Here is a 22,765-nt window from a genome sequence, read left to right on the forward strand (position 1 = left end):
GGACCTTTTCGTGGAGGCGGTGCTCTCCAGCTACCTCGCCCATCTGGCGGTGGAGCGGAGCCTGGCTGCCAACACGCTCGCGTCCTACCGCCGTGACCTGCGCCGATATGTCGACCACCTGCGCGCGCGGGGCCGGGCGGAGCTCGACGAGGTGGGGGAGGCCGACGTGCTGGCCTTCCTCGCCGCGTTGCGCGAGGGCGACGGCGAGCACCCCGCGCTCGTCGCCAGCTCGGCCGCCCGCGCCGTCTCCGCCGTGCGCGGGCTGCACCGTTTCGCTCTGCGCGAAGGCGTCACGGCCCACGACCCCGCCCACGAGGTACGCCCGCCGCGCCAGCCGCGCCGGCTCCCCAAGGCCATCAGCGTGGACGAGGTCGAGCGGCTCATCGCCGCCTCCGGCCCCGACGGCGCGCCCCTGACCTTGCGCAACAGGGCCCTGCTCGAGGTCCTGTACGGCACCGGCGCCCGCATCTCCGAGGCCGTCGGGCTGGCCGTGGACGACCTGGAGGACGACCAGGTGCGCCTGCGCGGCAAGGGCGAACGCATGCGCGTCGTGCCCCTGGGCCGCTACGCCCGCTCCGCGCTCGACGCCTACCTCGTACGGGCCCGCCCCGGCCTGCTCGCCCACGGGCGCGGCACCCCGGCCGTCTTCCTCAATGCCAGGGGAGGCCGGCTGACCAGGCAGGGAGCCTGGGAAGTGCTCCAGGCCGCCGCCGAACGCGCCGAGCTCGACGGGATAAGTCCCCACGTTCTTCGCCATTCCTTCGCAACCCATCTGATAGACGGCGGCGCTGACGTTAGGGTGGTCCAGGAGTTGCTCGGCCACGCCTCCGTGACGACCACGCAGGTCTACACCTTGGTGACGGTCGACAAACTTCGCGAGGTCTACGCCGCCGCGCATCCACGTGCCCGGCAGTGATCTATAGTCTTTTGCGACGTGCGGCAACCCTCGGCGTGCCGCCTTGCTGCCTAAAGTGGCGAGCCCATAGTGTCCGTCCGGACGGTCCGGTTCGGGATCGTCAGGGAGGTTCGAGCTGGTGACTGTGACGACCAAGGGTTCGACCCCGGGGACCCCCGACAACCCCTGGGGCGACACGAAGACCAACGCGCCTTCCAACGGCGTCAACCTCGGGCCCACGCAGCGGCCCAGACCCGTGTTCCCCGAGCCGGTGCCCCCCGCGGTGCACGGCCCGGCGCGCGTGGTCGCGATGGTCAACCAGAAGGGCGGCGTCGGCAAGACGACGACCACCATCAACCTGGGGGCCGCGCTCGTCGAATGCGGGCTCAAGGTGCTGCTGGTCGACTTCGACCCGCAGGGCGCGCTCTCCGTCGGCCTGGGCATCAACCCGCTCCAGCTCGACCTGACGGTCTACAACCTGCTCATGGAGCGGGGCGTCACCGCCGAGGACGTGCTCCTGGAGACCGGCGTCGAGGGCCTCGACCTGCTGCCCAGCAACATCGACCTGTCGGCCGCCGAAGTGCAGCTCGTCACCGAGGTCGCCCGCGAGCAGGTGCTCGGCCGGGTGATCAAGCCGCTGCTGCCGCACTACGACGTGTGCCTCATCGACTGCCAGCCGTCGCTGGGCCTGCTCACGATCAACGCCCTCACCTGCGCCCACGGCGTCATGGTGCCGCTGGAGTGCGAGTTCTTCGCGCTGCGCGGCGTGGCGCTGCTCATGGACACGATCTCCAAGGTGCAGGAGCGGCTGAACGAGGACCTCGAGATCGAGGGCCTGCTGGCCACCATGTACGACGCCCGTACGCTGCACGGCCGTGAGGTGCTGGCGCGCGTGGTGGAGGCGTTCGGCGACAAGGTGTTCCACACGGTGATCAACCGTACGGTCCGCTTCCCCGACGCCACGGTCGCCGGCGAGCCCATCACCACCTTCGACCCGTCCTCGCTCGGCGCCAACGCTTACCGAGAGCTGGCCCGCGAGGTGCTCTCGCGCTGGTCGGCGCCTGCCACAATGGCCAGGTGACCGACGCCGAGCAGCCTCAGGGGTTCCAGGTCCACCTGGACGTCTTCGAGGGACCCTTCGACCTGCTCCTCGGCCTCATCGCCAAGCACAAGCTGGACATCACCGAGGTCTCGCTCTCCAAGGTCACCGACGAGTTCATCGCCTACATCCGCTCCCGTGGGACCGAGTGGGACCTCGACCAGACCAGCCACTTCCTGCTGGTCGCGGCGACCCTGCTCGACCTGAAGGCGGCCCGACTGCTGCCCTCGGGCGAGGTCGAGGACGAGGAGGACCTGGCGCTGCTGGAGGCCAGGGACCTGCTGTTCGCGCGGCTGCTGCAGTACAAGGCGTACAAGGAGGTGGCGAAGCTCTTCGCGGGGCGGATGGCCGAGGAGGCGCTGCGCTTCCCCCGTACGGTGCCGCTGGAGCCGCAGTTCGCCAACCTCCTGCCCGAGCTCATCCTGGGCATCGGGCCCGAGCAACTCGCCAAGATCGCCGCCAAGGCCTTCACCCCCAAGCTGCCCCCCACCGTCAGCGTCGGGCACATCTACCAGCCCCTGGCGAGCGTCAAGGAGCAGGCGGCCATCCTCGTCATGCACCTGCGCCGCCTCCGGCGCGCCACCTTCCGCACGCTGGTGGCCGACTGCTCGGGCACTTTCGAGGTCATCGCCCGATTCCTGGCGGTGCTGGAGCTCTTCCGGGAGTCGGCGGTCACCTTCGAACAGGTCGAAGCGCTGGGGGACTTGCACGTAACCTGGACGGGCGCTGACGACGGGGACGTCGCGGTGGGGGACGATTACGAGGAATCCGCGGAGAAACCAAGCAATGACTGACAGCCCACTGCCCACCCCTCGCCGATCCCCGGACTCCGAGCCCCCGCTCCCCGCCTGGATGACCCTCCCCGGCTCCCTCGTCCAACCCTCATCTCCGCCGGAAGAGGACACGACCGAACCGCCCTCACCCACCCCACCACCGCCCCCGGACGACGCCCGATCGACTGATGGGGCGATGTGGGCCGATGAGGCGCGCTCGACCGGCGGGGCCGAGTCGGCCGACGAGGCCGGATCCACCGCTGACGCGCTGTTGGCGGATGAGGAGGTTTCGGTCGACGGGCCGCTGTCGCAGGAGGCGGACAGCGCACCGGCGCCGGACGTTCCCTCCGCCGCCCCGGACGCGGGTCCTCCGGGCGCCGGGTCGGCGGGTCGTGGTGCGGCGGAGTTCGGCGCAACGCGCACAGCCGATGAGGCGGGCGCTTCGGAGGCCGGTGGGGCGTCGGCGCCTGAGTGGCGTGAGGCGGATGCCGCCTTGGGCGTGGCTCCCGGGCAGGGTGCGGAAGGCTTCGACGAGGGGCAGGAGCGGGCGGCTGAAGGGCCGACGCTGGAGGCGGCGCTGGAGGCCATCCTGCTCGTCGTCGACGAGCCCGTCTCCGAGATCACCCTGGCCCAGGTGCTGGAGCGGCCCACCCACGAGGTCGTCGCCGCGTTGCGGGGCCTGGCGGCGGAATATACCGCTGCCGGCCGAGGTTTTGACTTGAGAGATGTTGCGGGCGGCTGGCGTTTCTACACGCGTGCCGACTGCGCACCCCTGGTCGAGCGGTTCGTACGCGACGGCCAGCAGACGCGGCTGACCCAGGCCGCGCTGGAAACACTTGCGGTCGTGGCTTACCGGCAACCGGTGAGCCGGGCTCGCGTCGCCGCGGTACGCGGCGTCAACAGCGACGGCGTCATGCGGACGCTCGTCGCGAGAGGGCTGGTCGAAGAGGCCGGCACCGACCCGGAGAGCCAGGCAGTGCTCTACCGGACAAGCTCATACTTCCTTGAACGTCTGGGACTGCGGGATCTCAGCGAGCTCCCCGAGCTCGCGCCCTTCCTCCCCGACGACGTGGAAAACCTCGAGGAGACAACAAAGTGATCAACAGGCGTAGCACCCCGTCCGGTGATGGACGCGGTCGTGGACGTACCGGCGGCTCGGGTCAGGGCCGAGCGGGACGTCCCGCCTTCCGCTCCGATTCCAGTTCAGGATCCCGGTCCGGCGGCGGCTTCCGCGGCGGATCCGGGGACTCCCTCCGCGCCGACCGGAGCGGCTCACGCGCCCGGTACGGGTCCGGCGACGGCGAGCAGAGGCCCTCCCGCGGCGAGCGCGAGTACCCGGCGCGTGACGACCGCGGCAACCGTTACGAGGACCGTGGCAACCGGACCGGTGACCGTGCCGGCCGGAACGATGACCGTGGGAGCCGGTACGACGACCGGGGTGGCCGGTACGAAGACCGCAACGGGCGTGGTGAGCGCCAGGAGCGGCCCCGCGGCGACCGAGGCGGATACCGCCCCGAGCGCCGCGACGACGAGCGCGGCGGGGGCGCCCGCGGCTCCCGCGACGAGCGTGGCGGCTACGGCGGCGACCGACGCGACGAGCGCGGCGGTTACGCGGCCGGACGGCGTGACGACCGCGGCGGTTTCGGTGCCGGGCGGCGTGACGACCGCGGCGGTTATGCGGCCGGACGGCGCGATGACCGTGGCGGCTTCGGCGCCGGGCGGCGCGATGAGCGCGGCGGCTCCGGTGCTGGACGGCGTGACGAGCGTGGCGGTTTCGGTGCGGGCCGCCGTGACGAGCGTGGCGGTTTCGGCGCCGGGCGGCGTGACGAGCGCGGTGGCTATGGTGCCGGGCGGCGTGACGAGCGCGGCGGTTACGCGGCCAACAGGCGCGATGACCGTGGCGGTTACGGTGCCGGGCGGCGCGATGAGCGCGAGGGCTCCGGCGCCGGGCGGCGTGACGAGCGCGGTGGCTTCGGTGCCGGGCGGCGTGATGAGCGCAGCAGCAGCGGTGGCGGCGGGTTCCGGGCTGATCGGAGCGGGCGCAGGGACGGGGGCGCTCCGGCTTCCTCGCGTGCCCGGTTCGGCAGGCGGGACGGCGACGCCCGCCCCGGCGACCGCGCCCCCCGTACCCCCCGCCGCGACGACGTGCAGACGATCGGCAGCGGCAGCCCCCAGCGCGACCGCGTGAAGGCCGCTCGCCAGCCCCTCCGCGACCGCGACTTCTACGCCGACGACTACACCGACGAGCGCGACACCACCGAGGTCCCCAACGGGGTGCGGCTGCAGAAGGTGCTCGCCCAGGCGGGCGTGGCCAGCCGCCGGGCCTGCGAGGAGATGATCGGCGACGGCAGGGTCACCGTGAACGGCCAGGTCGTCAGGCGGTTCGGGGCCAAGGTGGACCCGGCGACGCAGGTCATCCACGTGGACGGCAAGCGCATCCCCACCGCCCCCGACCTCGTCTACTACGCCCTGAACAAGCCCATCGGCGTCGTCTCCACCATGAGCGACCCGCAGGGCCGCCCGTGCCTGGCCGACTACGTGGAGGAGCTGGCTCCGAGGCTGTTCCACGTGGGCAGGCTGGACACCGAGACCGAGGGCCTGCTGCTGCTCACCAACGACGGCGAGCTGGCCAACCGGCTGACGCACCCCAGCTACGGCGTGCAGAAGAAATACTGGGCCAAGGTGCCGGGCCCGATCCCGCGCGACCTGGGCCGCAGGCTCAAGCAGGGCATCGACCTGGAGGACGGCCTCGTCAAGGCCGACAGCTTCGCGATCGTGCAGGAGCACGGCCAGCAGGCGCTGGTCGAGGTCGTCCTGCACGAGGGCCGCAAGCACGTCGTCCGGCGCATGCTGGAAGAGGCGGGCCACCGGGTGATCGACCTGGCCAGGATCGAGTTCGGGCCGGTGAAGCTGGGCCGTACCAAACCGGGGACGGTCAGGGCGCTGACCTTGAAAGAGGTCGGTGAGCTGTACGCGGCCGTGAAGCTGTAATCTGGCCGGACGCAGGAGCCCGTGCGAACCTCCGCACGGGCTCTCCCGCTATGGAAGGGGACTGACCACATGGTGCGGGCGATCCGCGGGGCGATCCAGGTGGAAGCCAACGACCGCGACTCGATCATCGCAGGCACGACCGAGCTGGTCACCGCGATCATGGAGCGCAACGAGCTGACCACCGACGACGTGATCAGCGTGCTGTTCACGGCCACGCCCGACCTGACGGCCGAGTTCCCGGCGCTGGCGGCGCGCAAGCTGGGCTTCCACGAGGTGCCGCTGATCTGCTGCACCGAGATCGACGTGCCGGGCGCGCTGCCCCGGGTGGTGCGCCTCATGGCCCACGTCGACCTCGACCGCCCGCGCTCCGCGATCCAGCATGTCTACCTGCGTGGCGCCGTGAAGTTGCGGCAGGATATCGCCCAGTAACGCCCGGCGATTACGTCAGGGCATACTCACGCCCACTATGGCCCGATAAATCAGGACACCGAGATGGAACTTCGCACCGCGCTCGTCGTCGGCACCGGTCTCATCGGCACTTCCGCGGCCCTGGCGCTGCGCAAGCGCGGCGTACGCGTGCTGCTCGCCGACCGCGATCAGGCCGCCGTACGGCTGGCCCGGGAGCTGGGCGCGGGCGAAGACTGGGACCCGGACGCGCAGCTCGCCGACGAGGTGGACCTGGCGATCATCGCGGTCCCCCCGGCCCACGTGGCGAGCGAGCTGCTGGAGCTGCAGCGGATCAACGCCGCCAGGTTCTACACCGACGTCGCCAGCGTGAAGGCCGAGCCCCTGCACCGGGCCACGCAGCTCGGCTGCGACCTGACCTCCTACGTCGCCTCCCACCCGCTCGCCGGCCGCGAGAAGTCCGGCCCGGGGGCGGCCAGGGCCGATCTGTTCCTGGGCCGGCCGTGGGCGCTGTGCCCCACCGAGGAGGCCGACCCCGAGGCCAAGGCGACCGTGCTGCGGCTGATCGAGCTGTGCGGGGCCAACGCGGTCGAGGTGAGCGCGTCCGAGCACGACCGCGCGGTCGCCGTCGTCTCCCACGCCCCCCACGTCGCCGCCTCCGCCGTGGCGGCCCGCCTGGCCGACGCCACCGACGTCGCGCTCGGCCTGGCCGGTCAGGGCGTGCGTGACGTCACCCGGATCGCGGGCAGCGACCCGAGCCTCTGGCTCGGCATCCTGTCCGGCAACGCCTCCCCGGTCGCCGAGGTGCTCGAAGCCGTCGCCGCCGACCTGGCCGACGCCGCCAGCGCCCTGCGCGCCCTGGCCGAGGGCGACGGCACCGCCACCAACGACATCACCCAGCTCCTCAAGCGCGGTGTCGTCGGCCACGACCGCATCCCCGGCAAGCACGGCGGCCCGGCCCCCTCCTACGCCGTCGTCCAGGTCGTCATCGGCGACCGTCCCGGCCAGCTCGCCCGCCTCTTCCAGGTGTGCGACGAGGTCGGGGTCAACGTCGAGGACGTGCGCCTGGAGCACGCCCCCGGCCTGCCCCTGGGCATCGCCGAGCTGTCGGTCCAGCCCGACGCCGTGTCCATGCTGGCCGAGGGCCTGCGCGAGCGCGGCTGGGAAGTTCCCTGACCCCTGGGTCCTCCCGTGTGAAAGCAGAACGCCCTATCGGTTGAGTAAAGGGTGTGACTGCCAAAGTGACGGCTCGCGCCGGGCCATCGGACCCGGCGGAGGCGCTGAGCGACGCGGCTCTGCTGGAGCTGTCGTGCCGAAAACCCGAGCGGTTCGGTGAGATCTACGACCGGTACGTGGCGGAGATCCACGCCTACCTCGGCAGGCGCCTGGACCGGCAGGCCGCCGACGACCTGACCGCCGAGGTGTTCCTCGCTGCCTTCAGGAAGCGCGAGACGTTCGACTCCGGGCGCGGCGAGGTCCGCGCCTGGCTCTACGGGTTCGCCACCAACCTGATCAGCCTGCACCGCCGTACCGAGCTCCGGCGGCTGGCCGCGCTGCAGCGCAGCGCCGGCGTGCACCGCGCCCCGGAGGACGGCCACGAGGAGCGCGTGGTGACCCGCGTGGACGCCGTGAGCACACAGGGGCGGCTCGCGGAGGAGCTGCGGGCCCTGTCCGACGGCGACAGGGACGTGCTGCTCCTGAGCGCGCTGGGCGAGCTGAGCCATGAAGAGGTGGCCCAGGCCCTCGACATCCCGTACGGCACCGTCGGATCCCGCCTGTCCCGTGTGCGCAAGAAGCTCCGTGCCGCCCTGGGCAGCGTCAACCCCCTGAACGGAGGCACCGATGGATGACTACCGGGCGGTGCGGGAGCTGCTGCCCGCGCCGCCGCTGACGCCCGACGTGGAACGGGCCGGACGCGACAGGCTGGCCGCCGCGATCGCGGGGGAGCGGGTACGGAAGGGCCGCAGGGCCGCCAGGTGGACCGGGCTGGGGCTCGGCCTGGCGGGCGCGGCGGCCGCGGCGGCCCTGGTCGTCGTTCCCGCCACGGCCCCCACCGCGCCGACCCCGCACGGCGTGATCGCCGCGCCTGACGGCAAACAGTTCCTGCTGGCCGCCGCGGCTTCGGTGACCTCCGTGCCGGACGCCGGCACGTGGTGGGGGAGCACGCTGATCAACGGCAGGGAGTTCCGCGAGCCCGGCCAGGGCTACGTGCTGCGGGAGAGCGAGTCGCAGGAGACGTGGATCCCCGCGGACCCGGAGGGCCGCACCTGGTACCGCTGGAAGTACCTGGGCGCCAAGCCCGCCACGCCCCAGGACGAGGCGGCCTGGCGCGCCGCCGGGGCGCCGGAGTCGTGGACCTACGCGAAGAAGGCTCCCGGGTTGCCCACCGAGGACGCCCCACTCGGCATCGTACGGGCGGCGCCCGGCAAGCCGGAGACCTTCTCCACCGAGGACTGGGACTTCCGCATCGTGCTCGCGGACAAGCCCCTGACCAAGATGAACGAGGTCCCCGACACCCCCGAGGGCCTGCGCGCGCTCCTCGGCGCCCCCGACGACCAGGCGACCATCGACAACACCGCCCGCCTGCTCTTCTTCGCGCCGGTGACCAGCCGGACCAGGGCCGCCGCCTACCGGCTGCTCGCCTCGCTGCCCGGGGTCGACGCCGTCGGCCCGGTGACCGACGTGCTGGGCCGCGCGGGACAGGCGGTCGAGTACCGCTCCGCCGAATACCCCACCACACCGTACGCGGGAGAGACCCGCACCCGGCTGGTGATCGATCCGGTCAGCGGGATGCCGCTGTCCATCGAGACCCGGTCGGTGAAGGACGGGCTGCTCCTGGAGTACACCGCGATCCAGGACAGCCGCTGGACGAACGACAACCCGTTGGAGGAGACGAAGTGAGATATCCGATAGCCGCAGTGGCCGTCCTCATCACCGCCGGCGTCGTCGCCGTGCCCGCGCAGGCAGCCCCGGCCGAGGGCGCCTACTGGCGGGTCGAGGTGGTGCGGACCGCGGACCATCCACGCCCCGTGGGCAGCGGATACACGGTGACCCAGCGGTCGGTCAGCGTCGACTGGCAGACGCCCGGGGGCAAGGCGTGGTCCGCCTACCGCGAGCTGGGAGCCCGGCCCAAGACCGCGAAGGACGAGGCGGCCTGGAAGGCCGACGGCTCGCCGACCTCGTGGACGTACCGGACGGAAGGCATGAAGATCTCGCTGTCCACTGAACCCGGCAAGGGCCGCGTGGGCCCGGTGAAGGGGCGGCCCGCAGGAAAGTTCCGGATGGGGGAGAAGTGGGTGACGTACGCCCAGCTCCAGGCCCTGCCGACCGAGCCCGAAACGCTCAGGGCGCGCGTCGTCGCGGACGTGCGCGCCTGGATCGACGCGGCCGCGGAGGAGGCCAAGACCACCGACCCGAGTGCCAAGAAGGAGGACTGGCTGGCCCACCTCGACAGGTACGTGGCCGAGCACATGACCCACCTGCTGTACGAGAACCCGGTGCCGTTCAAGGTCAGGTCCGCCGCGTACCAGGCGCTGAAGACCACCAAGGGCGTCAGTGACCTCGGCCAGGCGAAGGACCCGCTGAACCGGTCCGGCCAGAAGGTCGCCCTGCCGGTCTACGAGCGGAAGAGCTCGGTGCTCAAGGAGCAGTTCATCGTGGACACCAAGACGATGACGCTGCTGGCCCGCTACGTCGATCTCCAGGACGGCGGCAAGCAGCTGGCCGGCAAGAGCGGGGTCGAGACGTACAAGGTCGGCTGGACCGACGACAAGCCCGCCGTGCCCGCCGCCGGCTAGCACCGGCCCGATGTCACATCCGAGCCTCCTCGGTCCGTCTTCAGGCCGGATCGAGGAGGTAAGGACAATGACCGACATTCTGGTACTCGGAGCCGGCTACACCGGGGTCGCCGCGGCCATCAGGACCGCCGTCAGGACCCGCCGCGCGGGGGGCCGGGTGCGGCTGGTGAACGCCTCGGCGAGGTTCACCGAGCGGCTCCGGCTGCACCAGACGGCGGCCGGGCAGCGGCTGGCCGACTTCCCGCTGCAGGACGTGGTCGCGGGCACCGGCATCGAGTTCGTCCAGGGACGGGTGGCCGGGCTGGACGTCGAGCGCCGTCAGGCCCGGCTGGAGGACGGGCGCGTGCTCGGCTACGACAAGCTGATCTACGCGCTCGGCGCCGTCACCGACGCCTCGGTGCCCGGCGTCGCCGAGCACGCCTTCGTCTACGACGACTACGCGGGCACCGTACGGCTCGCCGAACACCTCGCGGGCCTCGCCTCGGGCACGGTCGTCGTGGCCGGCGGCGGGCTGACCGGCGTCGAGTCGGCCGCGGAGATCGCCGAGGCGCACCCGCGCCTGCACGTGGTCCTGCTGACCAGGGGGCGGCCGGGCTCCATGATGGGCGAGCGGGCCCGCGCCCACCTGGACGCCGCGCTGGAGCGGCTGGGCGTCGAGGTGCGCACCGGCGCGGACATCACCAAGGTGCTGCCGGAGGGGGTCGAGCTGGCCGGGGGCGAGCTCGTCCACTCCGACGCGACACTGTGGACCACCGGCACCAGGGGCCTGCCGCCGGCCGCCGAGTCGGGGCTGAGCGTCGACGCCCGCGGCCGGATCGTGGTGGACTCCGCGCTGCGCTCGGTCTCCCACCCCGACGTGTACGCCGTCGGCGACGCCGCCGCGGTCAGCCAGCCGTACGGCGTGCTGCACGGCACCTGCCAGGGCGGCATCCCCACCGGCCTGCACGCGGCCGACTCGCTCGCCGCGACCCTGCGCGGCAGGACCCCGAAGGCGTTCCGGTTCGGGTACGTGCATCAGCCCGTCTCGCTGGGGCGCGAGGACGCGGTCATCCAGTTCACCCGGCCGGACGACAGCCCGCGCAGGTGGTACCTGAGGGGCCGGGCGGCGATCGCGTACAAGGAGGCCGTGAGCGGCAGCCCGCTGCCCACGTTCGGGCTGCTGAAGCGGGGGCTGGTGCCCGTGTGGGCGTTCGCGCTGACCGGAGGGCTCGGGTGAACGGCACGACGGGCGGGGCACTGGGCCCCGCCCGTCGCGTTCTTCCGTGATCAGCGCCTGGTCGTCAGGGCCTCGGTCACGTCACTCGGGTCGTCGAACATCTCGTGGTCGGGCAGGGTCTCCAGGGCTTTGATGATGTCCTTGCTCGCCTTGCGCTCGCGGGCAGCCCTGATCAGCTCCTGCTTGTTGGCCGGAAATTCCACGCCGCTCAGGTTCTTGAGCAGGTCGATCGGGTTCGGTATTGTCGTCATAACTCTGTGCTGCCCGACTGTCACGATATGTAACATTCGGTCAGCAATCGTGCTGTTCCAGCCGCTGCCGTGCCCGCTCCACCTCGGGCGGCAGTTCCCGCCGCTCGGCCAGTGCCCGCGACAGCCTCGGCACGGCCGTACGCAGCCCCTCCCAGCCGGCCGGTCCGGCGCGGAGCGCGTCGAGCGACCGCCGCGCCACCACCCGCCACGGGCGGCGCAGCACCGCGGTCAGCACGGCGTTGCGCGTGGCCAGCACCTGCCTGCCGCGCGGGTCCTTGGGCGGGGGCGGGTGGTGGTGGGCCACGACCTCGTCCACGTACGCCAGTCCCCACCCCTTCGCGGCCAGGTCCACGGCCAGCCGCTCCTCCTCGCCGAAGAAGAAGATCACGTCGTCGAACCCGCCCGCCTCCAGGAACGCCTCCTTGCGCACCACCACCGCGAACGCCAGGAACCCCAGCACGCTCGGCCCCGGCAGGTCCGGCTCCACGCCGAGCGGTGAGTCGCGCATCGCCTCCGAGACCGCGTCCAGGCGCTCCTCCGGCCCCACCAGCACGCGTGCCCCCAGGACGGCCAGCCGCGGATGCGCGTCCAGCACGTCCGCGGCCCGCTCCAGCGCCCCCGGCGCCCACCAGGAGTCGTCGTCGGCGAAGGCCACGTACGGGGTCTCGGCCAGGCGGACGCCGAGGTTGCGGCCCGGCGCCCCCAGGTTCCTGCCCGCCTCCACCACGTGAACGTCCGGGAAGTGGCGCCGCACGAACCCCGCCGTCCCGTCGGTCGAGCCGTTGTCGACGAGGATGACCGGGCGCGGGTGCAGCGGAAGCGTGCGGGCCAGCACCCGCAGCCTGTCCTTGCTGGCCACCACCACGGTGACGCGCGGATCGTTCACAGAGGGCCACTTACCGCGCGGCGCTCTCTTACTCCTCTTGGTTGACGCGCTCCCCGGAAAGGGGGTATCAAAAGCGGTAACAGCGTTACCGAGAAGAAACGGCGTTACCGTGAGCACTGCGTACCAGCAGGCCCAGCAGGAGGGGCAGAGCGTCGTCCGGGCCGCGATCCTCGACGCCGCCACGCACCTGCTCGCCACCGAGGGGCCGGCGGCGCTGACCGTGCGGCGGATCTCCGGCGAGGTCGGCTGCTCGACCAAGGTGATCTACACGCTGTTCGGCGGCAAGGACGGGCTCAGCCAGGCGCTGTGGCTGGAGGGGTTCGCGCGGTTCGAGCGGTGGATGCTCGAGGTGATGGGGCCGGATGATCCCCTGACCACGCTGCGCAGAGGCATGGTGGCCTACCGCGCCTACGCCCTGGCCGAGCCCGACTACTACCGGGTCATGTTCCAGGGGGCGATGCCGGGGTTCAAGCCGGACCAGGAGTCGGTGCAGGCCGCCAGGCGGACGTTCGACCTGCTGCTGCGGCGCGTGGAGGAGTGCCTGGAGGCGGGGGTGCTGCGCGGGGGAGCGGCCCGGGAGATCGCCGATGTGCTGTGGATGGCCATGCACGGCGCCGTAAGTCTGGAAATTTCTGGCTATTTCGAGCCTGACGAGGTGGCACAGCGCTACGAGCTGCTCTGCGCCTCGGTCCTCGCGCCTTTCCTGGCCCACAGTGCCGTGACCCACGGTGACGTGACCCACGGTGACGTGAGCCAAGGCGCCTGACCCACGACGAGAGGAACGCGACATGACGCCCTTCACCGGCGGGTTCGCGCCCGTGACCGATGAGATCACGGCCTTCGACCTGGAGGTCACCGGCAGCGTCCCGGCCGAGCTGAACGGCCGCTACCTGCGCAACGGCCCCAACCCGCTCAGCCTCGACGACCCCACGGCGAGCCACCTGTTCCTCGGCGAGGGCATGGTCCACGGCGTGCGGCTGCGCGACGGCCGCGCCGAGTGGTACCGCAACCGCTGGGTCCGCAGCGCCCGCGTCGCCGAACGGCTCGGCGAGCCGCCCCGGCCGGGCCCGCTGCACAAGAACTGGGACTTCGCCGCCAACACGCACGTCATCGGGCTGGCCGGGCGCACGTTCGCGACCGTGGAGGCGGGGCCCCTGCCGTACGAGCTGGACTACGAGCTCGACACCGTCGGCACGTGCGACTTCGACGGCGGCCTGCCCGGCGGGTTCGCCGCGCACACCCACCTCGACCCGGTCAGCGGCGAACTGCACGCGCTGGCCTACTTCTTCGGCTGGGACCACCACCAGCACATCGTGATCGACCCCAAGGGCTCGGTGACGCGGATCAGGGACATCCCGATCGCCGACGCCCCGATGCTGCACGACTTCGCGCTCACCGAGCGGTACGTGGTGATCTACGACCTGCCGGTCACGTTCAGCCAGGCCCACGCGGAGAAGGGCGTGCCGCTGCCGTACGCGTGGAACGACGCCCACGGCGCCCGGATCGGGCTCATGTCGCGCGAGAGCGGCGAGGTGCGGTGGGTGGAGGTGGACCCGTGCTGGGTGTTCCACACGCTCAACGCCTACGACGACGGCGACGAGGTGGTCGTGGACGTGGTCCGCTACCCCAAGCGGTTCGTGGACGCCCGGCTCGACCTGGGCGGCCTGCCGACGCTCGACCGGTGGACGATCGACCCGGCCGCCGGCAAGGTCCGGCAGACGCGGCTGGACGACCGGCCGCAGGAGTTCCCGCGCATGGACGAGCGCCGCACCGGCCGGCCGTACCGCTACGGCTACACCTCGGCCGCCCGCGACCTCCACGACGTGCTCTACCCGGCCGACGGCGAGCTGGAGGACCTGCCCGACCAGGCCTTCGACAACACGCTCATCAAGCACGACCTGGCGCGGGGGACGCAGGAGTGGCGGCAGTTCGGGCGGGGCGCGTACGCCGGCGAGCCCGCGTTCGTGGCCTCCGGCGCGGCCGAGGACAACGGGTACGTGCTCGTCCTGGTCAACAACGAGACCAGGGGAGCGGCCGACCTGGTGATCCTTTCCGCGCAGGACTTCACCGGCGAGCCGGTCGCCACCGTCCACCTGCCGGCCCGCGTCCCGCTCGGCTTCCACGGAAGCTGGATCGCCGACTGAGCCGGACACGGTAGCCTCTTCAGGTTGGGATTCTTGAGAAGCTCGTGAAGAGGGAGAGGCCGTGACCGGTCTGGTCGTCGCCATGGACGGTCCTTCGGGGTCGGGTAAGTCGAGCGTGTCGCGCGGGGTCGCCCGGGCGCTGGGCCTGCGCTACCTCGACACCGGGGCGATGTACCGGGCGATGACCTGGTGGATGCTGCGGCAGTCCGTCGACCTGACCGACCCCGCCGCCGTGGCGGCCCGCTCCGGCGAGCCGCGCATCGAGGCCGGCACCGACCCCGACGGTCCCACGATCCACGTCGACGGCGTCGACGTGGCGGGCCCGATCAGGGAGTCCGAGGTCACCGGCGCCGTCTCCACCGTGGCCGCCGTCCCCGAGGTCCGGGCCCGCCTGGTGGCGCTCCAGCGGGAGCTCATCGGGGCCGGTGACATCGTGGTCGAAGGCCGCGACATCGGCACGGTCGTCTGGCCCGAGGCCGCCGTCAAGGTCTACCTGACGGCCAGCCCGGAGGCCCGTGCCCGGCGGCGCAACGCCGAGCTGGCCGGCTCGACGGTGGCGGCGCAGCAGGAGGCCATGGCCAAGCGTGACACCCTCGACTCGACCCGCAAGACGGACCCACTCTCGATGGCGGATGGCGCCGTCGAGCTCGACACCACGCCGTTGACCTTGGAAGAGGTCATCGCCGAGGTGCTGAGACTGGTCGCGGAGCGGAGGAGCTCGGAAGGAGAGAGCGGAGCCAACGAGTTCCGAAGCGGCCGCGACCGTGTAAACGAGCGCACCTGACGGTGCGGTACTCACAAAGGATGAAATTTCGTGTCAACGGGGGATTGGGTCGAGGCCGGTCTCGACGACCTTGAGATCACCGAGCACGGCGACACTACGCCGTTGCCGGTCGTCGCCATCGTGGGGCGGCCTAATGTCGGCAAGTCCACGCTGGTCAACCGCATCATCGGCCGCCGCGAGGCGGTCGTGGAGGACGTGCCGGGCGTCACGCGCGACCGGGTCACGTACGACGCCAACTGGCGTGGCCGCCGCTTCACGGTGGTCGACACCGGCGGCTGGGACCCCGACGCCACCGGGATGAACCTGCGCATCGCCGAGCAGGCCCAGGTCGCCGTCGAGCTGGCCGACGTGATCGTGTTCGTCGTCGACGCCACCGTGGGCGCGACCGACGCCGACGAGATCGTGGGCTCGGTCCTGCGGCAGTCCGGCAAGCCGGTCGTCCTGGCCGCCAACAAGGTCGACAACCAGCAGCTGGAGCTGGAGGCCGCCGCGCTGTGGTCGCTCGGCCTCGGCGAGCCGTACCCGGTCTCGGCCCTGCACGGGCGCTCCAGCGGCGACCTGCTCGACGTGGTGCTCGACGCGCTGCCCGAGACGCCCGCGCTCGGCTTCGAGACCGAACGCGGCCCCGCCCGCGTCGCGCTGCTCGGCAAGCCCAACGTCGGCAAGTCCTCGCTGCTCAACAAGCTCGCGGGCGAGGAGCGGGTGCTGGTCGACCCGATGGCCGGCACCACCCGCGACCCCGTCGACGAGCTGATCGAGCTGGGCGGGCGCACCTGGCGGTTCGTCGACACGGCCGGCATCCGGCGGCGCGACCGGGAGCTGCAGGGGGCCGACTTCTACGCGGCCATGCGCACCCGCGCCGCGCTGGAGCGCACCGAGGTGGCCGTCGTGCTCATCGACGCCAGCCAGATCCTCACCGAGCAGGACCTGCGCATCATCGGCCTGGTCATCGAGTCGGGCCGGGCCATGGTGGTGGCCTTCAACAAGTGGGACCTGGTCGACGAGGACCGCCGCTACTACCTGGAGAAGGAGATCGACCGCCAGCTCGTCCGCACCCCGTGGGCGCTGCGGGTCAACATCTCCGCCCTGACGGGCCGGCACATCGACCGGCTGGTGCCCGCCCTGGAGAAGGCGCTCGACTCCTGGTCCACCCGGGTGCCCACCGCCCGGCTCAACGCGTTCCTGACGGAGCTGGTGCAGCAGACGCCGCCGCCGGTGCGGGGCGGGAAGCAGCCCAAGATCCTCTTCGCCACGCAGGCCTCCGTGGAGCCGCCGAAGTTCGTGCTGTTCACGTCGGGATGGCTGGAGGACACCTACCGGCGCTTCATCGAGCGGCGCATCCGGGAGGAGTTCGGGTTCGCCGGCTCGCCGATCGAGGTCACGATGAAGATCCGGGAGAAGCGGGCCAAGAAGGACAAGTGACGCGCACGGCGCCCGGGGGAATGGTTTTGCCGTTCCCCCGGGCGCGGCCGTAGGATCTACGGCAACGCGTCGACGGAGACGAGTAGCCAGAGGTCCGCAGGGGTCGAGAGAGCCGCCGGTAGCTGCGAAGGCGGTCCCGTGCTCCGCTGGTGAAGACACTCCCGAGTGCGGGGAGGAAATGCCCCGCCGGTCTGACCCCCGTCATCGGGTCGTCGAGGCCGCCTCCGCTGAGGCGGCGAAAGTGCGGTGGCACCGGGAGCTCCCTTCTCCCCCGCACTCCCAAGGGGTCATGCAATTCCTCGTGAGGAGCTGTAATGATCTCTCGTGTCATGTCGGCGGAGCTCGCTGAGCACGCCGGCCAACGAGTGACGATCGCCGGCTGGGTCCATCGCCGCCGGCAGCTGAAATCCGTGTCCTTCCTCGTCGTCAGGGACCGTACCGGCCTGGCCCAGGTGGTCGCCGCGAGCGACCTGCCCGGCGAGGAGAGCGTCGTCGAGGTCACCGGCACCGTGACCGCCAGCCCGCAGGCGCCGGGAGGCGTCGAGCTGGTGGAGCCGGAGATCGAGGTGCTGTCGGAGCCGTGCGCGGCGCCGCCGTTCGACCTGTACCGGCCGGTGGTGCCGGCCGGGCTGCCGACGATCCTCGACCACGCGCCGGTCGCGCTGCGGCATCCGCTGCTCGGCGCGCCGCTGGAGATCTCGGCCGCGAGCGTGGCGGGCTTCCGCGAGACGCTCGACGGGCTCGGGTTCACCGAGATCCACACGCCGAAGATCGTCGCCTCGGCCACCGAGTCGGGCGCGAACGTCTTCGGCATCGACTACTTCGGCAGGCGCGCCTACCTGGCCCAGTCGCCGCAGTTCTACAAGCAGGCGATGGTGGGGGTGTTCGAGCGGGTCTACGAGGTCGGCCCCGTCTTCCGCGCCGAGCCGCACGACACCGTACGCCATCTGGCCCAGTACACCAGCCTCGACGCCGAGCTGGGCTTCGTCATGGACCACCGGGACGTGATGGCGGTGCTGCGGGAGGTGGTGGCGGGCATGCTGGAGTCGGTACGGCGCCGCGCCCCGTCCGCCGTCGAACGCGCCGGGGCAATCCTGCCCGAGGTGCCCGCCGAGATCCCGGCCATCCACTTCACCGAGGCGCAGGAGCTGACCGGCTCGGCCGAGCCGGACCTGTCGCCCGCGCAGGAGCGGTGGCTGTGCGAGTGGGCGGCGAAGGAGCACGGGTCGGAGTTCCTGTTCGTCACCGGCTACCCGATGTCCAAGCGGCCCTTCTACACCCACCCGGACCCCGCGCGGCCCGGGCACTCCAACGGGTTCGACCTGCTCTTCCGGGGCTTGGAGCTGGTCACCGGCGGGCAGCGGCTGCACAGGTACCCGGACTACGTGGCCGCGCTGGCCGCCCGGGGCGAGGGCACGGAGCCGTACGAGGGGTACTTGCAGGCGTTCCGGTACGGGATGCCGCCGCACGGCGGGTTCGCGCTCGGGCTGGAACGGTGGACGGCGCGGCTGACCGGCGCCGCCAACATCCGCCAGACCACCGCCTTCCCCCGCGACCTGCACCGCCTGTCCCCGTGACCCTGGCCCCCTGCGCCCGCTCTCATCCGGGCGCAGGGGGCTCGCCCCGCCGGGCGCGAGGCATCAGCAGCGCGACGGCCGCGCCCAGCAGGCAGACGAAGGCCGTGACCAGGAACATCTCCGTGTACTCCGTGTGCAGCGCCGCCTGCACCTTCGCGGTGTACTCGGCCAGCTGCCGCTGGTACGTCACCGCGTCCACGCCGAACGGCAGCGGCGTGTCCAGCTGGGCGGTCAGCGACTGGAACCGGTAGAACCCCCACGCCGACACCGCCGCGATGCCGATCAGCATGCCCATCATCCTGGCCACCACGACCGCCGCCGACGCCACGCCGTGCTGGGCCGCCGAGGTCACGCGCAGCACCGCCGACGAGACCGGGGCGATGACCAGGCCCAGTCCCAGACCGGCGACCACCAGATCGACGTCCACGAGGAGCCCGGCGCTCTTGAGATCGAGCGGCCAGCGGCTCATCAGCCAGTAGCCGGCCGCCCCCAGCACCAGGCCCGCCACCGCGACGACGCTCTCGCCCAGCCTGCGGGCCAGGAGGCCGCCCAGCAGGGCGCCCACGGTGAGCGCGGCCAGGAACCTGGCCAGGATCAGCGACGCTCCCAGCGCGTCCTCGCCGAGCAGGGTCTGGGCGGTGAACTGGACGAACACCATGGTCACCAGGAGCGCCGCCCCGGCCAGGAAGCTCACGGCCAGGGTGGCGAGCAGGGGGCCCTTGCGGGTGGCGGAGAGGTCGAGCAGGCGTACGGGGGAGCGGATCTCCCACCACACGAAGATCCCTGCCGCCAGCGCGCCGGCGGCGATCACGGGCAGGCCCCACGGCGGGAGCACGGTCTTGGCCGGGTCGGGGTTGTACAGGCCCACGACCAGCAGCGCGAGCGCCAGCGCCAGCAACGCCCCACCGACGACGTCCACCCGCCGCCTCCCGCCGCCGCTCCCGGCCTGCCCGGCGCCGGTGGTCGTCGTGGGGTCGGGCGGCGGGCCGGTGCGGGCGGGCGGGCCGGAGGGGACGGTGAAGTGGACCGCGACGGCGGCCAGGGCGGCGAGCGGGAGGTTGATCCAGAAGATGGCGTGCCAGCCGCCCAGCTCCACCCCCGCCACCACGGTGCTCGGGATCAGCGCCAGCACCCCGCCGTACAGGGGCCCGAGGGCGCTCCCGAGCTCCTGCGCCGCCCCCACGGCGCCCAGCGCCACCGGCCGCTCGTGCTCGTCCCACAGGTCGCCGATGAGCGCCATCGTGATCGGCAGCAGCGCCCCGCCCGCCACCCCCTGCACGGTGCGCCCGGCCACCACCATCACCTCGCCGGACGCCAGCGCCGTCAGCACCGAGCCGAGCGCGAACGCCGCCAGGCAGGCGTGGATCAGCGGCCGCCGCCCGTAACGGTCGGAGAGCTGGCCGAGCAGCGGCATCGCGGCGACGTACCCGAGCAGGAACCCCGTCACGATCGGCGTGGCCCGCTCCAGGTGGTTCAGCGGGATGCCCACGTCCTCGGCGATGTCGATGAGGACCGTGACCACCACGTACGCGTCGAGCCCGGCCAGCAGCACCACCGCGCCCCCGGCGCCGAGGACGACCCGGCGGGCGCCTCTCATCCGGCGGGCGGCGTGATCGTGACCGGCGCGTCGTAGTCGCTGAACGACACCGTCACCGTGCCGTCCTGCAGCGGCAGGCTGGCCTTGGTCAGGCGGCTGGTGGCCTTGTCGATCCAGACCTTGCCGTTCACGCCCTGCGTGAAGCCGGGGATGATCTGGCCGATGGCCTGCCCGGGGAACGTGGTGGCCACCCGGTAGGCGTCGCCCTCCAGCGCCTCCACCTGGGGATCGGTGGCCGAGGTGAGCAGCTGCGCGATGCCCTTGGTGGGGTTGAGGATCACCGAGGGGTCGTAGAACTGCGCGAGCTGCTGCCGGGTCATCTTCTGGAAGCCGCCCGTGGGCCCCTTGAAGTGCACGGTGTCCCCGACCACGGCGAAGCTGATCTCCTGCAGGCCCAGGAGGTCGATCGTGATCGTGCCGTCGGCGTCGCCGGCGGCCGTGAGCCTGCCGTCCGCCTTCTTGACGGGCACCGTGGTCTTGCCCTCCGTCGCGATCGAGAAGCCGGCCGACTTGACGCCCTTCATGGCCTCGGCGGCCTTCTTCATCAGGTCGGGACCGGCAGGCAGCTCGCCGCCGCCGCCCGACGAACACGCCGACACCAGCGCGAGAACGGCGACGATCAGAAGCTTTCTGAGCATGTGCGGATCGTATCCACCGCCTGGGAACGCCGTGCGGCGTCGCGGATATCGGTTGGGTGTCAGCGCAACTTCTTGAGGCGCTCGACGATCGGCCCGTAGGCCGCGTCGATCGCTTCGAGCTGGTCGTCGGTGAGCCGGTCGACGAAGTGCTCGCGCACGCTCGCCACGTGGTGCGGCGCCACCCGCTGGATCGTCTCCCAGCCCTCGTCGGTCAGCACCGCGAACGTGCCCCGCCGGTCGTCGCGGCAGTCCTCCCTGGTCACCAGGCCCTTGGCCTCCATGCGGGAGATCTGGTGCGACAGCCGGCTGCGTGACTGGATCGTCGCGTCGGCCAGGTCGCTCATCCGCATGCGCCGCCCCTCGCTCTCCGAGAGGTTGACCAGGATCTCGTAGTCGTTCAGCGAGAGCTGGTGCTCCTGCAGCTCCCGGTCGAGCCGGTGCATGAGGAGCTTGTGCAGCGCCAGATGCGTGCGCCAGGCACGCTGCTCGGCGGGAGAAAGCCAACGAGGCGCGCTCATGATCTCCAATCTAGCGCACGTAGAGTGAAGCGCTATGGAGCAGCGGGATTCAGGGGAGAGCCTGGGCACCGTCCTGGTGGCGGGCGCGGCCAATCTGACCATCGCCGTGGCCAAGCTCGTCGCGGGTCTGTTCAGCGGCTCGGCGGCGATGTTGTCGGAGGCGGCCCACTCGGCCGCCGACACCGTGACCGAGCTGCTGTTGCTGGTGGCGGTGCGCCGCGCGGTCCGGCCGCCGGACCGGCGGCATCCGTTCGGCCACGGCAAGAGCGGGTTCTTCTGGGCCATGATGGCGGCGGTCGCGACGCTGGTGGGCGGGGCCGGGTTCTCGATCACGCACGGACTGCACGTGATCGAGAAGGGCGAGGAGCTGACGAACCTCACCCCGTCGTACATCGTGCTGGCCGTCGCGTTCGCCATGGAGGCCGTCTCGTTCTTCAAGGCCCTCTCCCAGCTGCGCGGCCAGGCCGCCAGGCACGACCTCGACCCGGTCCGGCTGGTGCGGATCACCTCCGACACCCCGTTGAAGGCCGTGCTGTTCGAGGACGCGGCCGCTCTCGTGGGCCTGGTCATCGCCGGCGCCGGGCTGGCCGCGTCGCAGCTGACGGGCTCGGCGCTGTGGGACGGCCTGGCGTCGGTCGGGATCGGCCTGCTCCTGCTGGTGGTGGCGCTCATCCTGATGCGGTCGAACATCTCGCTGCTCATCGGCCAGGCGGCGCCCTCGCACGTGCAGGAGGGCATCAAGGCCGAGCTGGTGGCTCAGCCGGAGGTGGAGGAGGTGGTCGAGCTGCTCACCATGATGATCGGGCCCGGCTCCATCCTGGTGGCCGCCAAGATCGACTTCGTGGACGTGGCGAGCGCGGCGGGCGTGGAGATCGCCTGCGACGAGGTGGACCGGCGGCTGCGCGAGCGCTTCTCGGGGATCAGCCTGGTCTTCCTCGACCCCACCCCGACCCGCCGTCGCTGACGGGGGCAGGGGGCAGGTCAGCTGTAGTAGTGCATGGCAACGGCGACGCCGATCACGTGCATCAGCACCACGATGACGATGAAGGAGATGAACACGAACTTGGCCGGCCCGTGCTCGAACGTCTTCCCCTCTTCGAGGGGCCGCCGCTGGGCCATGCGGTCGGCGATCCGCTCTTCAAGGGATTTCCGGTAGAACATGTGTACAAGTCTATCCGGGGATGGGCACCCTCCTCGCGGGGGCGTCCGTGATGATGGCCACTCTGATGTCCGGCCCCACGCTCCATTCGAGCAGGTGGCGGTCGCCCAGGTCGTCGCCGCCCGCGCGGAGCTTGTCGAGCGTCAGCTCGCCGCGCTTGATCAGCGCCTCCTTGCGCGTCCAGTGCCGGATCAGCTCGTCGTTGCCGGTGACCATCGCCCGCTCGCGCGGGGTGAGCACCCGGTCGGCGAGCAGCGGGTCCAGCGGCCCCGGCGGCACGTGCTCCGCGTCCACGCCGACCTTGCCGGGACCGGCCGCCGCGCACACGTAGCCGCGCGTGTGGCTGAAGCTGACGCCCAGCTCGGGCGCCTCCTCGATGTACGGCTTCCCGTGCCCGGGGCCGTGCAGGTCGCAGCGCTGCCGCAGGGTCAGCTCCTGCGGCCCGACGTCGAGCACGGCGGCGGCGCAGAGCCGTACGAGCAGGTGGGCGGCGACGAAACTGGCCCGATCCGCCTCGAACCTGAACCGCCCGGCCCGCTCGATCTCCACCTCGGTGAGCCAGTCTTCCGGGGCGCGCACCTCGTCGGGGCGGCCACCCATCGCTAAGGAACCG

24 protein-coding genes are annotated in these 22,765 nt (G+C 71.9%); 17 read left to right on the plus strand and 7 right to left on the minus strand.

Annotation, left to right across the window (positions count from 1 at the left end):
* Nucleotides 1-10 precede the first annotated feature (10 nt).
* From H4W80_RS55250 to H4W80_RS55300, 11 genes are all read left to right on the plus strand, one after another.
* Nucleotides 11-916: a site-specific tyrosine recombinase XerD gene (locus tag H4W80_RS55250; RefSeq protein ID WP_192792362.1), complete on the plus strand. Its 906-nt coding sequence runs from the start codon at nucleotides 11-13 to the stop codon at nucleotides 914-916.
* Nucleotides 917-1,040: 124 nt separating this feature from the next.
* The gene (locus tag H4W80_RS55255; protein ID WP_378525974.1) at nucleotides 1,041-1,976 is read left to right on the plus strand and encodes a ParA family protein; all 936 of its coding nucleotides are present in this window, start codon (nucleotides 1,041-1,043) and stop codon (nucleotides 1,974-1,976) included.
* The gene (locus H4W80_RS55260; RefSeq protein WP_318787527.1) at nucleotides 1,973-2,788 is read left to right on the plus strand and encodes a segregation and condensation protein A; all 816 of its coding nucleotides are present in this window, start codon (nucleotides 1,973-1,975) and stop codon (nucleotides 2,786-2,788) included. Before H4W80_RS55255 ends, H4W80_RS55260 begins: the two co-directional genes overlap by 4 nt.
* Nucleotides 2,789-3,266: 478 nt before the next feature.
* Nucleotides 3,267-3,866, plus strand: coding sequence for an SMC-Scp complex subunit ScpB (gene scpB / locus H4W80_RS55265; protein WP_192794333.1), 600 nt, complete (start codon nucleotides 3,267-3,269; stop codon nucleotides 3,864-3,866).
* On the plus strand, nucleotides 3,863-5,758 hold the full coding sequence (locus H4W80_RS64185; protein WP_318787528.1) for a pseudouridine synthase: 1,896 nt from the start codon (nucleotides 3,863-3,865) through the stop codon (nucleotides 5,756-5,758). Before scpB ends, H4W80_RS64185 begins: the two co-directional genes overlap by 4 nt.
* 69 nt (nucleotides 5,759-5,827) lie before the next feature.
* Complete coding sequence (gene aroH, locus H4W80_RS55275; protein ID WP_185073133.1) at nucleotides 5,828-6,187, plus strand: chorismate mutase; 360 nt, start codon at nucleotides 5,828-5,830, stop codon at nucleotides 6,185-6,187.
* Nucleotides 6,188-6,250: 63 nt separating this feature from the next.
* Nucleotides 6,251-7,339 (plus strand): prephenate dehydrogenase, encoded by a 1,089-nt coding sequence (locus H4W80_RS55280; RefSeq protein WP_192792364.1) that lies wholly within the window; start codon nucleotides 6,251-6,253, stop codon nucleotides 7,337-7,339.
* A gap of 53 nt (nucleotides 7,340-7,392) precedes the next feature.
* A complete protein-coding gene (locus tag H4W80_RS55285; RefSeq protein ID WP_318787529.1) occupies nucleotides 7,393-8,013 on the plus strand; it encodes an RNA polymerase sigma factor in 621 nt (206 codons plus the stop codon).
* Nucleotides 8,006-9,064: a CU044_5270 family protein gene (locus H4W80_RS55290; protein WP_192792365.1), complete on the plus strand. Its 1,059-nt coding sequence runs from the start codon at nucleotides 8,006-8,008 to the stop codon at nucleotides 9,062-9,064. The genes H4W80_RS55285 and H4W80_RS55290 overlap by 8 nt, the downstream gene beginning before the upstream one ends.
* A complete protein-coding gene (locus H4W80_RS55295) occupies nucleotides 9,061-9,960 on the plus strand; it encodes a hypothetical protein (protein WP_192792366.1) in 900 nt (299 codons plus the stop codon). Before H4W80_RS55290 ends, H4W80_RS55295 begins: the two co-directional genes overlap by 4 nt.
* A 67-nt stretch (nucleotides 9,961-10,027) precedes the next feature.
* Nucleotides 10,028-11,176 carry an NAD(P)/FAD-dependent oxidoreductase gene (locus H4W80_RS55300; RefSeq protein WP_192792367.1) on the plus strand — a complete coding sequence of 383 codons (1,149 nt, stop codon included), beginning with the start codon at nucleotides 10,028-10,030 and terminating at the stop codon, nucleotides 11,174-11,176.
* Nucleotides 11,177-11,226: 50 nt separating this feature from the next.
* On the opposite strand, the gene H4W80_RS55305 is transcribed toward H4W80_RS55300, so the two are convergent.
* Together H4W80_RS55305 and H4W80_RS55310 are read right to left on the minus strand one after the other, a co-directional pair.
* Entirely contained in the window at nucleotides 11,227-11,427 is a 201-nt protein-coding gene (locus H4W80_RS55305) for a DUF2795 domain-containing protein (protein WP_192792368.1), read from the minus strand.
* A gap of 40 nt (nucleotides 11,428-11,467) precedes the next feature.
* Nucleotides 11,468-12,313 (minus strand): glycosyltransferase family 2 protein, encoded by an 846-nt coding sequence (locus H4W80_RS55310; RefSeq protein ID WP_318787530.1) that lies wholly within the window; start codon nucleotides 12,311-12,313, stop codon nucleotides 11,468-11,470.
* A gap of 109 nt (nucleotides 12,314-12,422) precedes the next feature.
* Here H4W80_RS55310 and H4W80_RS55315 point away from each other — a divergent pair, with 109 nt between their 5' ends.
* The 5 genes from H4W80_RS55315 to aspS all read left to right on the plus strand — a co-directional run bounded on the left by H4W80_RS55315 (nucleotide 12,423) and on the right by aspS (nucleotide 18,240).
* On the plus strand, nucleotides 12,423-13,079 hold the full coding sequence (locus H4W80_RS55315) for a TetR/AcrR family transcriptional regulator (protein ID WP_192792369.1): 657 nt from the start codon (nucleotides 12,423-12,425) through the stop codon (nucleotides 13,077-13,079).
* A 22-nt stretch (nucleotides 13,080-13,101) separates the two neighbouring features.
* Nucleotides 13,102-14,457 (plus strand): carotenoid oxygenase family protein, encoded by a 1,356-nt coding sequence (locus H4W80_RS55320; protein WP_192792370.1) that lies wholly within the window; start codon nucleotides 13,102-13,104, stop codon nucleotides 14,455-14,457.
* A gap of 61 nt (nucleotides 14,458-14,518) precedes the next feature.
* Complete coding sequence (cmk, locus tag H4W80_RS55325; protein ID WP_318787531.1) at nucleotides 14,519-15,241, plus strand: (d)CMP kinase; 723 nt, start codon at nucleotides 14,519-14,521, stop codon at nucleotides 15,239-15,241.
* Nucleotides 15,242-15,271: 30 nt separating this feature from the next.
* Nucleotides 15,272-16,663, plus strand: a complete 1,392-nt coding sequence (gene der / locus H4W80_RS55330) for a ribosome biogenesis GTPase Der (protein WP_192792371.1) — start codon at nucleotides 15,272-15,274, stop codon at nucleotides 16,661-16,663.
* A 314-nt stretch (nucleotides 16,664-16,977) separates the two neighbouring features.
* The gene (aspS, locus tag H4W80_RS55335) at nucleotides 16,978-18,240 is read left to right on the plus strand and encodes an aspartate--tRNA(Asn) ligase (protein ID WP_192792372.1); all 1,263 of its coding nucleotides are present in this window, start codon (nucleotides 16,978-16,980) and stop codon (nucleotides 18,238-18,240) included.
* Nucleotides 18,241-18,262: 22 nt separating this feature from the next.
* Here the strand turns inward: aspS and H4W80_RS55340 are convergent, their stop codons facing one another.
* From H4W80_RS55340 to H4W80_RS55350, 3 genes are read right to left on the minus strand one after another with little or no spacing between them, the layout of a single operon-like run.
* Nucleotides 18,263-19,837, minus strand: a complete 1,575-nt coding sequence (locus H4W80_RS55340) for an MFS transporter (RefSeq protein ID WP_192792373.1) — start codon at nucleotides 19,835-19,837, stop codon at nucleotides 18,263-18,265.
* On the minus strand, nucleotides 19,834-20,475 hold the full coding sequence (locus H4W80_RS55345) for an LppX_LprAFG lipoprotein (RefSeq protein WP_192792374.1): 642 nt from the start codon (nucleotides 20,473-20,475) through the stop codon (nucleotides 19,834-19,836). The genes H4W80_RS55340 and H4W80_RS55345 overlap by 4 nt, the downstream gene beginning before the upstream one ends.
* Before the next feature lie 59 nt (nucleotides 20,476-20,534).
* Entirely contained in the window at nucleotides 20,535-20,993 is a 459-nt protein-coding gene (locus tag H4W80_RS55350) for a MarR family winged helix-turn-helix transcriptional regulator (RefSeq protein ID WP_185073145.1), read from the minus strand.
* 34 nt (nucleotides 20,994-21,027) lie between these two features.
* On the opposite strand from H4W80_RS55350, the gene H4W80_RS55355 reads away from it, so the two are divergent.
* Nucleotides 21,028-21,957 carry a cation diffusion facilitator family transporter gene (locus H4W80_RS55355; protein WP_192792375.1) on the plus strand — a complete coding sequence of 310 codons (930 nt, stop codon included), beginning with the start codon at nucleotides 21,028-21,030 and terminating at the stop codon, nucleotides 21,955-21,957.
* 17 nt (nucleotides 21,958-21,974) lie between these two features.
* On the opposite strand, the gene H4W80_RS55360 is transcribed toward H4W80_RS55355, so the two are convergent.
* Both H4W80_RS55360 and H4W80_RS55365 read right to left on the minus strand, forming a co-directional pair.
* Entirely contained in the window at nucleotides 21,975-22,154 is a 180-nt protein-coding gene (locus tag H4W80_RS55360; RefSeq protein ID WP_185073147.1) for a hypothetical protein, read from the minus strand.
* Nucleotides 22,155-22,164: 10 nt separating this feature from the next.
* A complete protein-coding gene (locus H4W80_RS55365; RefSeq protein WP_192792376.1) occupies nucleotides 22,165-22,752 on the minus strand; it encodes a 4'-phosphopantetheinyl transferase family protein in 588 nt (195 codons plus the stop codon).
* Between the last annotated feature and the right edge of the window lie 13 nt (nucleotides 22,753-22,765).

This window comes from Nonomuraea angiospora (assembly GCF_014873145.1).
GTDB classification, from domain to species: Bacteria; Actinomycetota; Actinomycetes; order Streptosporangiales; family Streptosporangiaceae; genus Nonomuraea; species Nonomuraea angiospora.

Coding starts and splice junctions, on each gene's coding strand:
- aroH (WP_185073133.1), top strand. CDS start 5,828: ATGGTGCGGGCGATCCGCGGGGCGATCCAGGTGGAAGCCAACGACCGC.
- H4W80_RS55280 (WP_192792364.1), top strand. CDS start 6,251: ATGGAACTTCGCACCGCGCTCGTCGTCGGCACCGGTCTCATCGGCACT.
- H4W80_RS55290 (WP_192792365.1), top strand. CDS start 8,006: ATGGATGACTACCGGGCGGTGCGGGAGCTGCTGCCCGCGCCGCCGCTG.
- H4W80_RS55300 (WP_192792367.1), top strand. CDS start 10,028: ATGACCGACATTCTGGTACTCGGAGCCGGCTACACCGGGGTCGCCGCG.
- H4W80_RS55305 (WP_192792368.1), bottom strand. CDS start 11,427: ATGACGACAATACCGAACCCGATCGACCTGCTCAAGAACCTGAGCGGC.
- H4W80_RS55320 (WP_192792370.1), top strand. CDS start 13,102: ATGACGCCCTTCACCGGCGGGTTCGCGCCCGTGACCGATGAGATCACG.
- aspS (WP_192792372.1), top strand. CDS start 16,978: ATGATCTCTCGTGTCATGTCGGCGGAGCTCGCTGAGCACGCCGGCCAA.
- H4W80_RS55340 (WP_192792373.1), bottom strand. CDS start 19,837: ATGAGAGGCGCCCGCCGGGTCGTCCTCGGCGCCGGGGGCGCGGTGGTG.
- H4W80_RS55345 (WP_192792374.1), bottom strand. CDS start 20,475: ATGCTCAGAAAGCTTCTGATCGTCGCCGTTCTCGCGCTGGTGTCGGCG.
- H4W80_RS55350 (WP_185073145.1), bottom strand. CDS start 20,993: ATGAGCGCGCCTCGTTGGCTTTCTCCCGCCGAGCAGCGTGCCTGGCGC.
- H4W80_RS55355 (WP_192792375.1), top strand. CDS start 21,028: ATGGAGCAGCGGGATTCAGGGGAGAGCCTGGGCACCGTCCTGGTGGCG.
- H4W80_RS55360 (WP_185073147.1), bottom strand. CDS start 22,154: ATGTTCTACCGGAAATCCCTTGAAGAGCGGATCGCCGACCGCATGGCC.
- H4W80_RS55365 (WP_192792376.1), bottom strand. CDS start 22,752: ATGGGTGGCCGCCCCGACGAGGTGCGCGCCCCGGAAGACTGGCTCACC.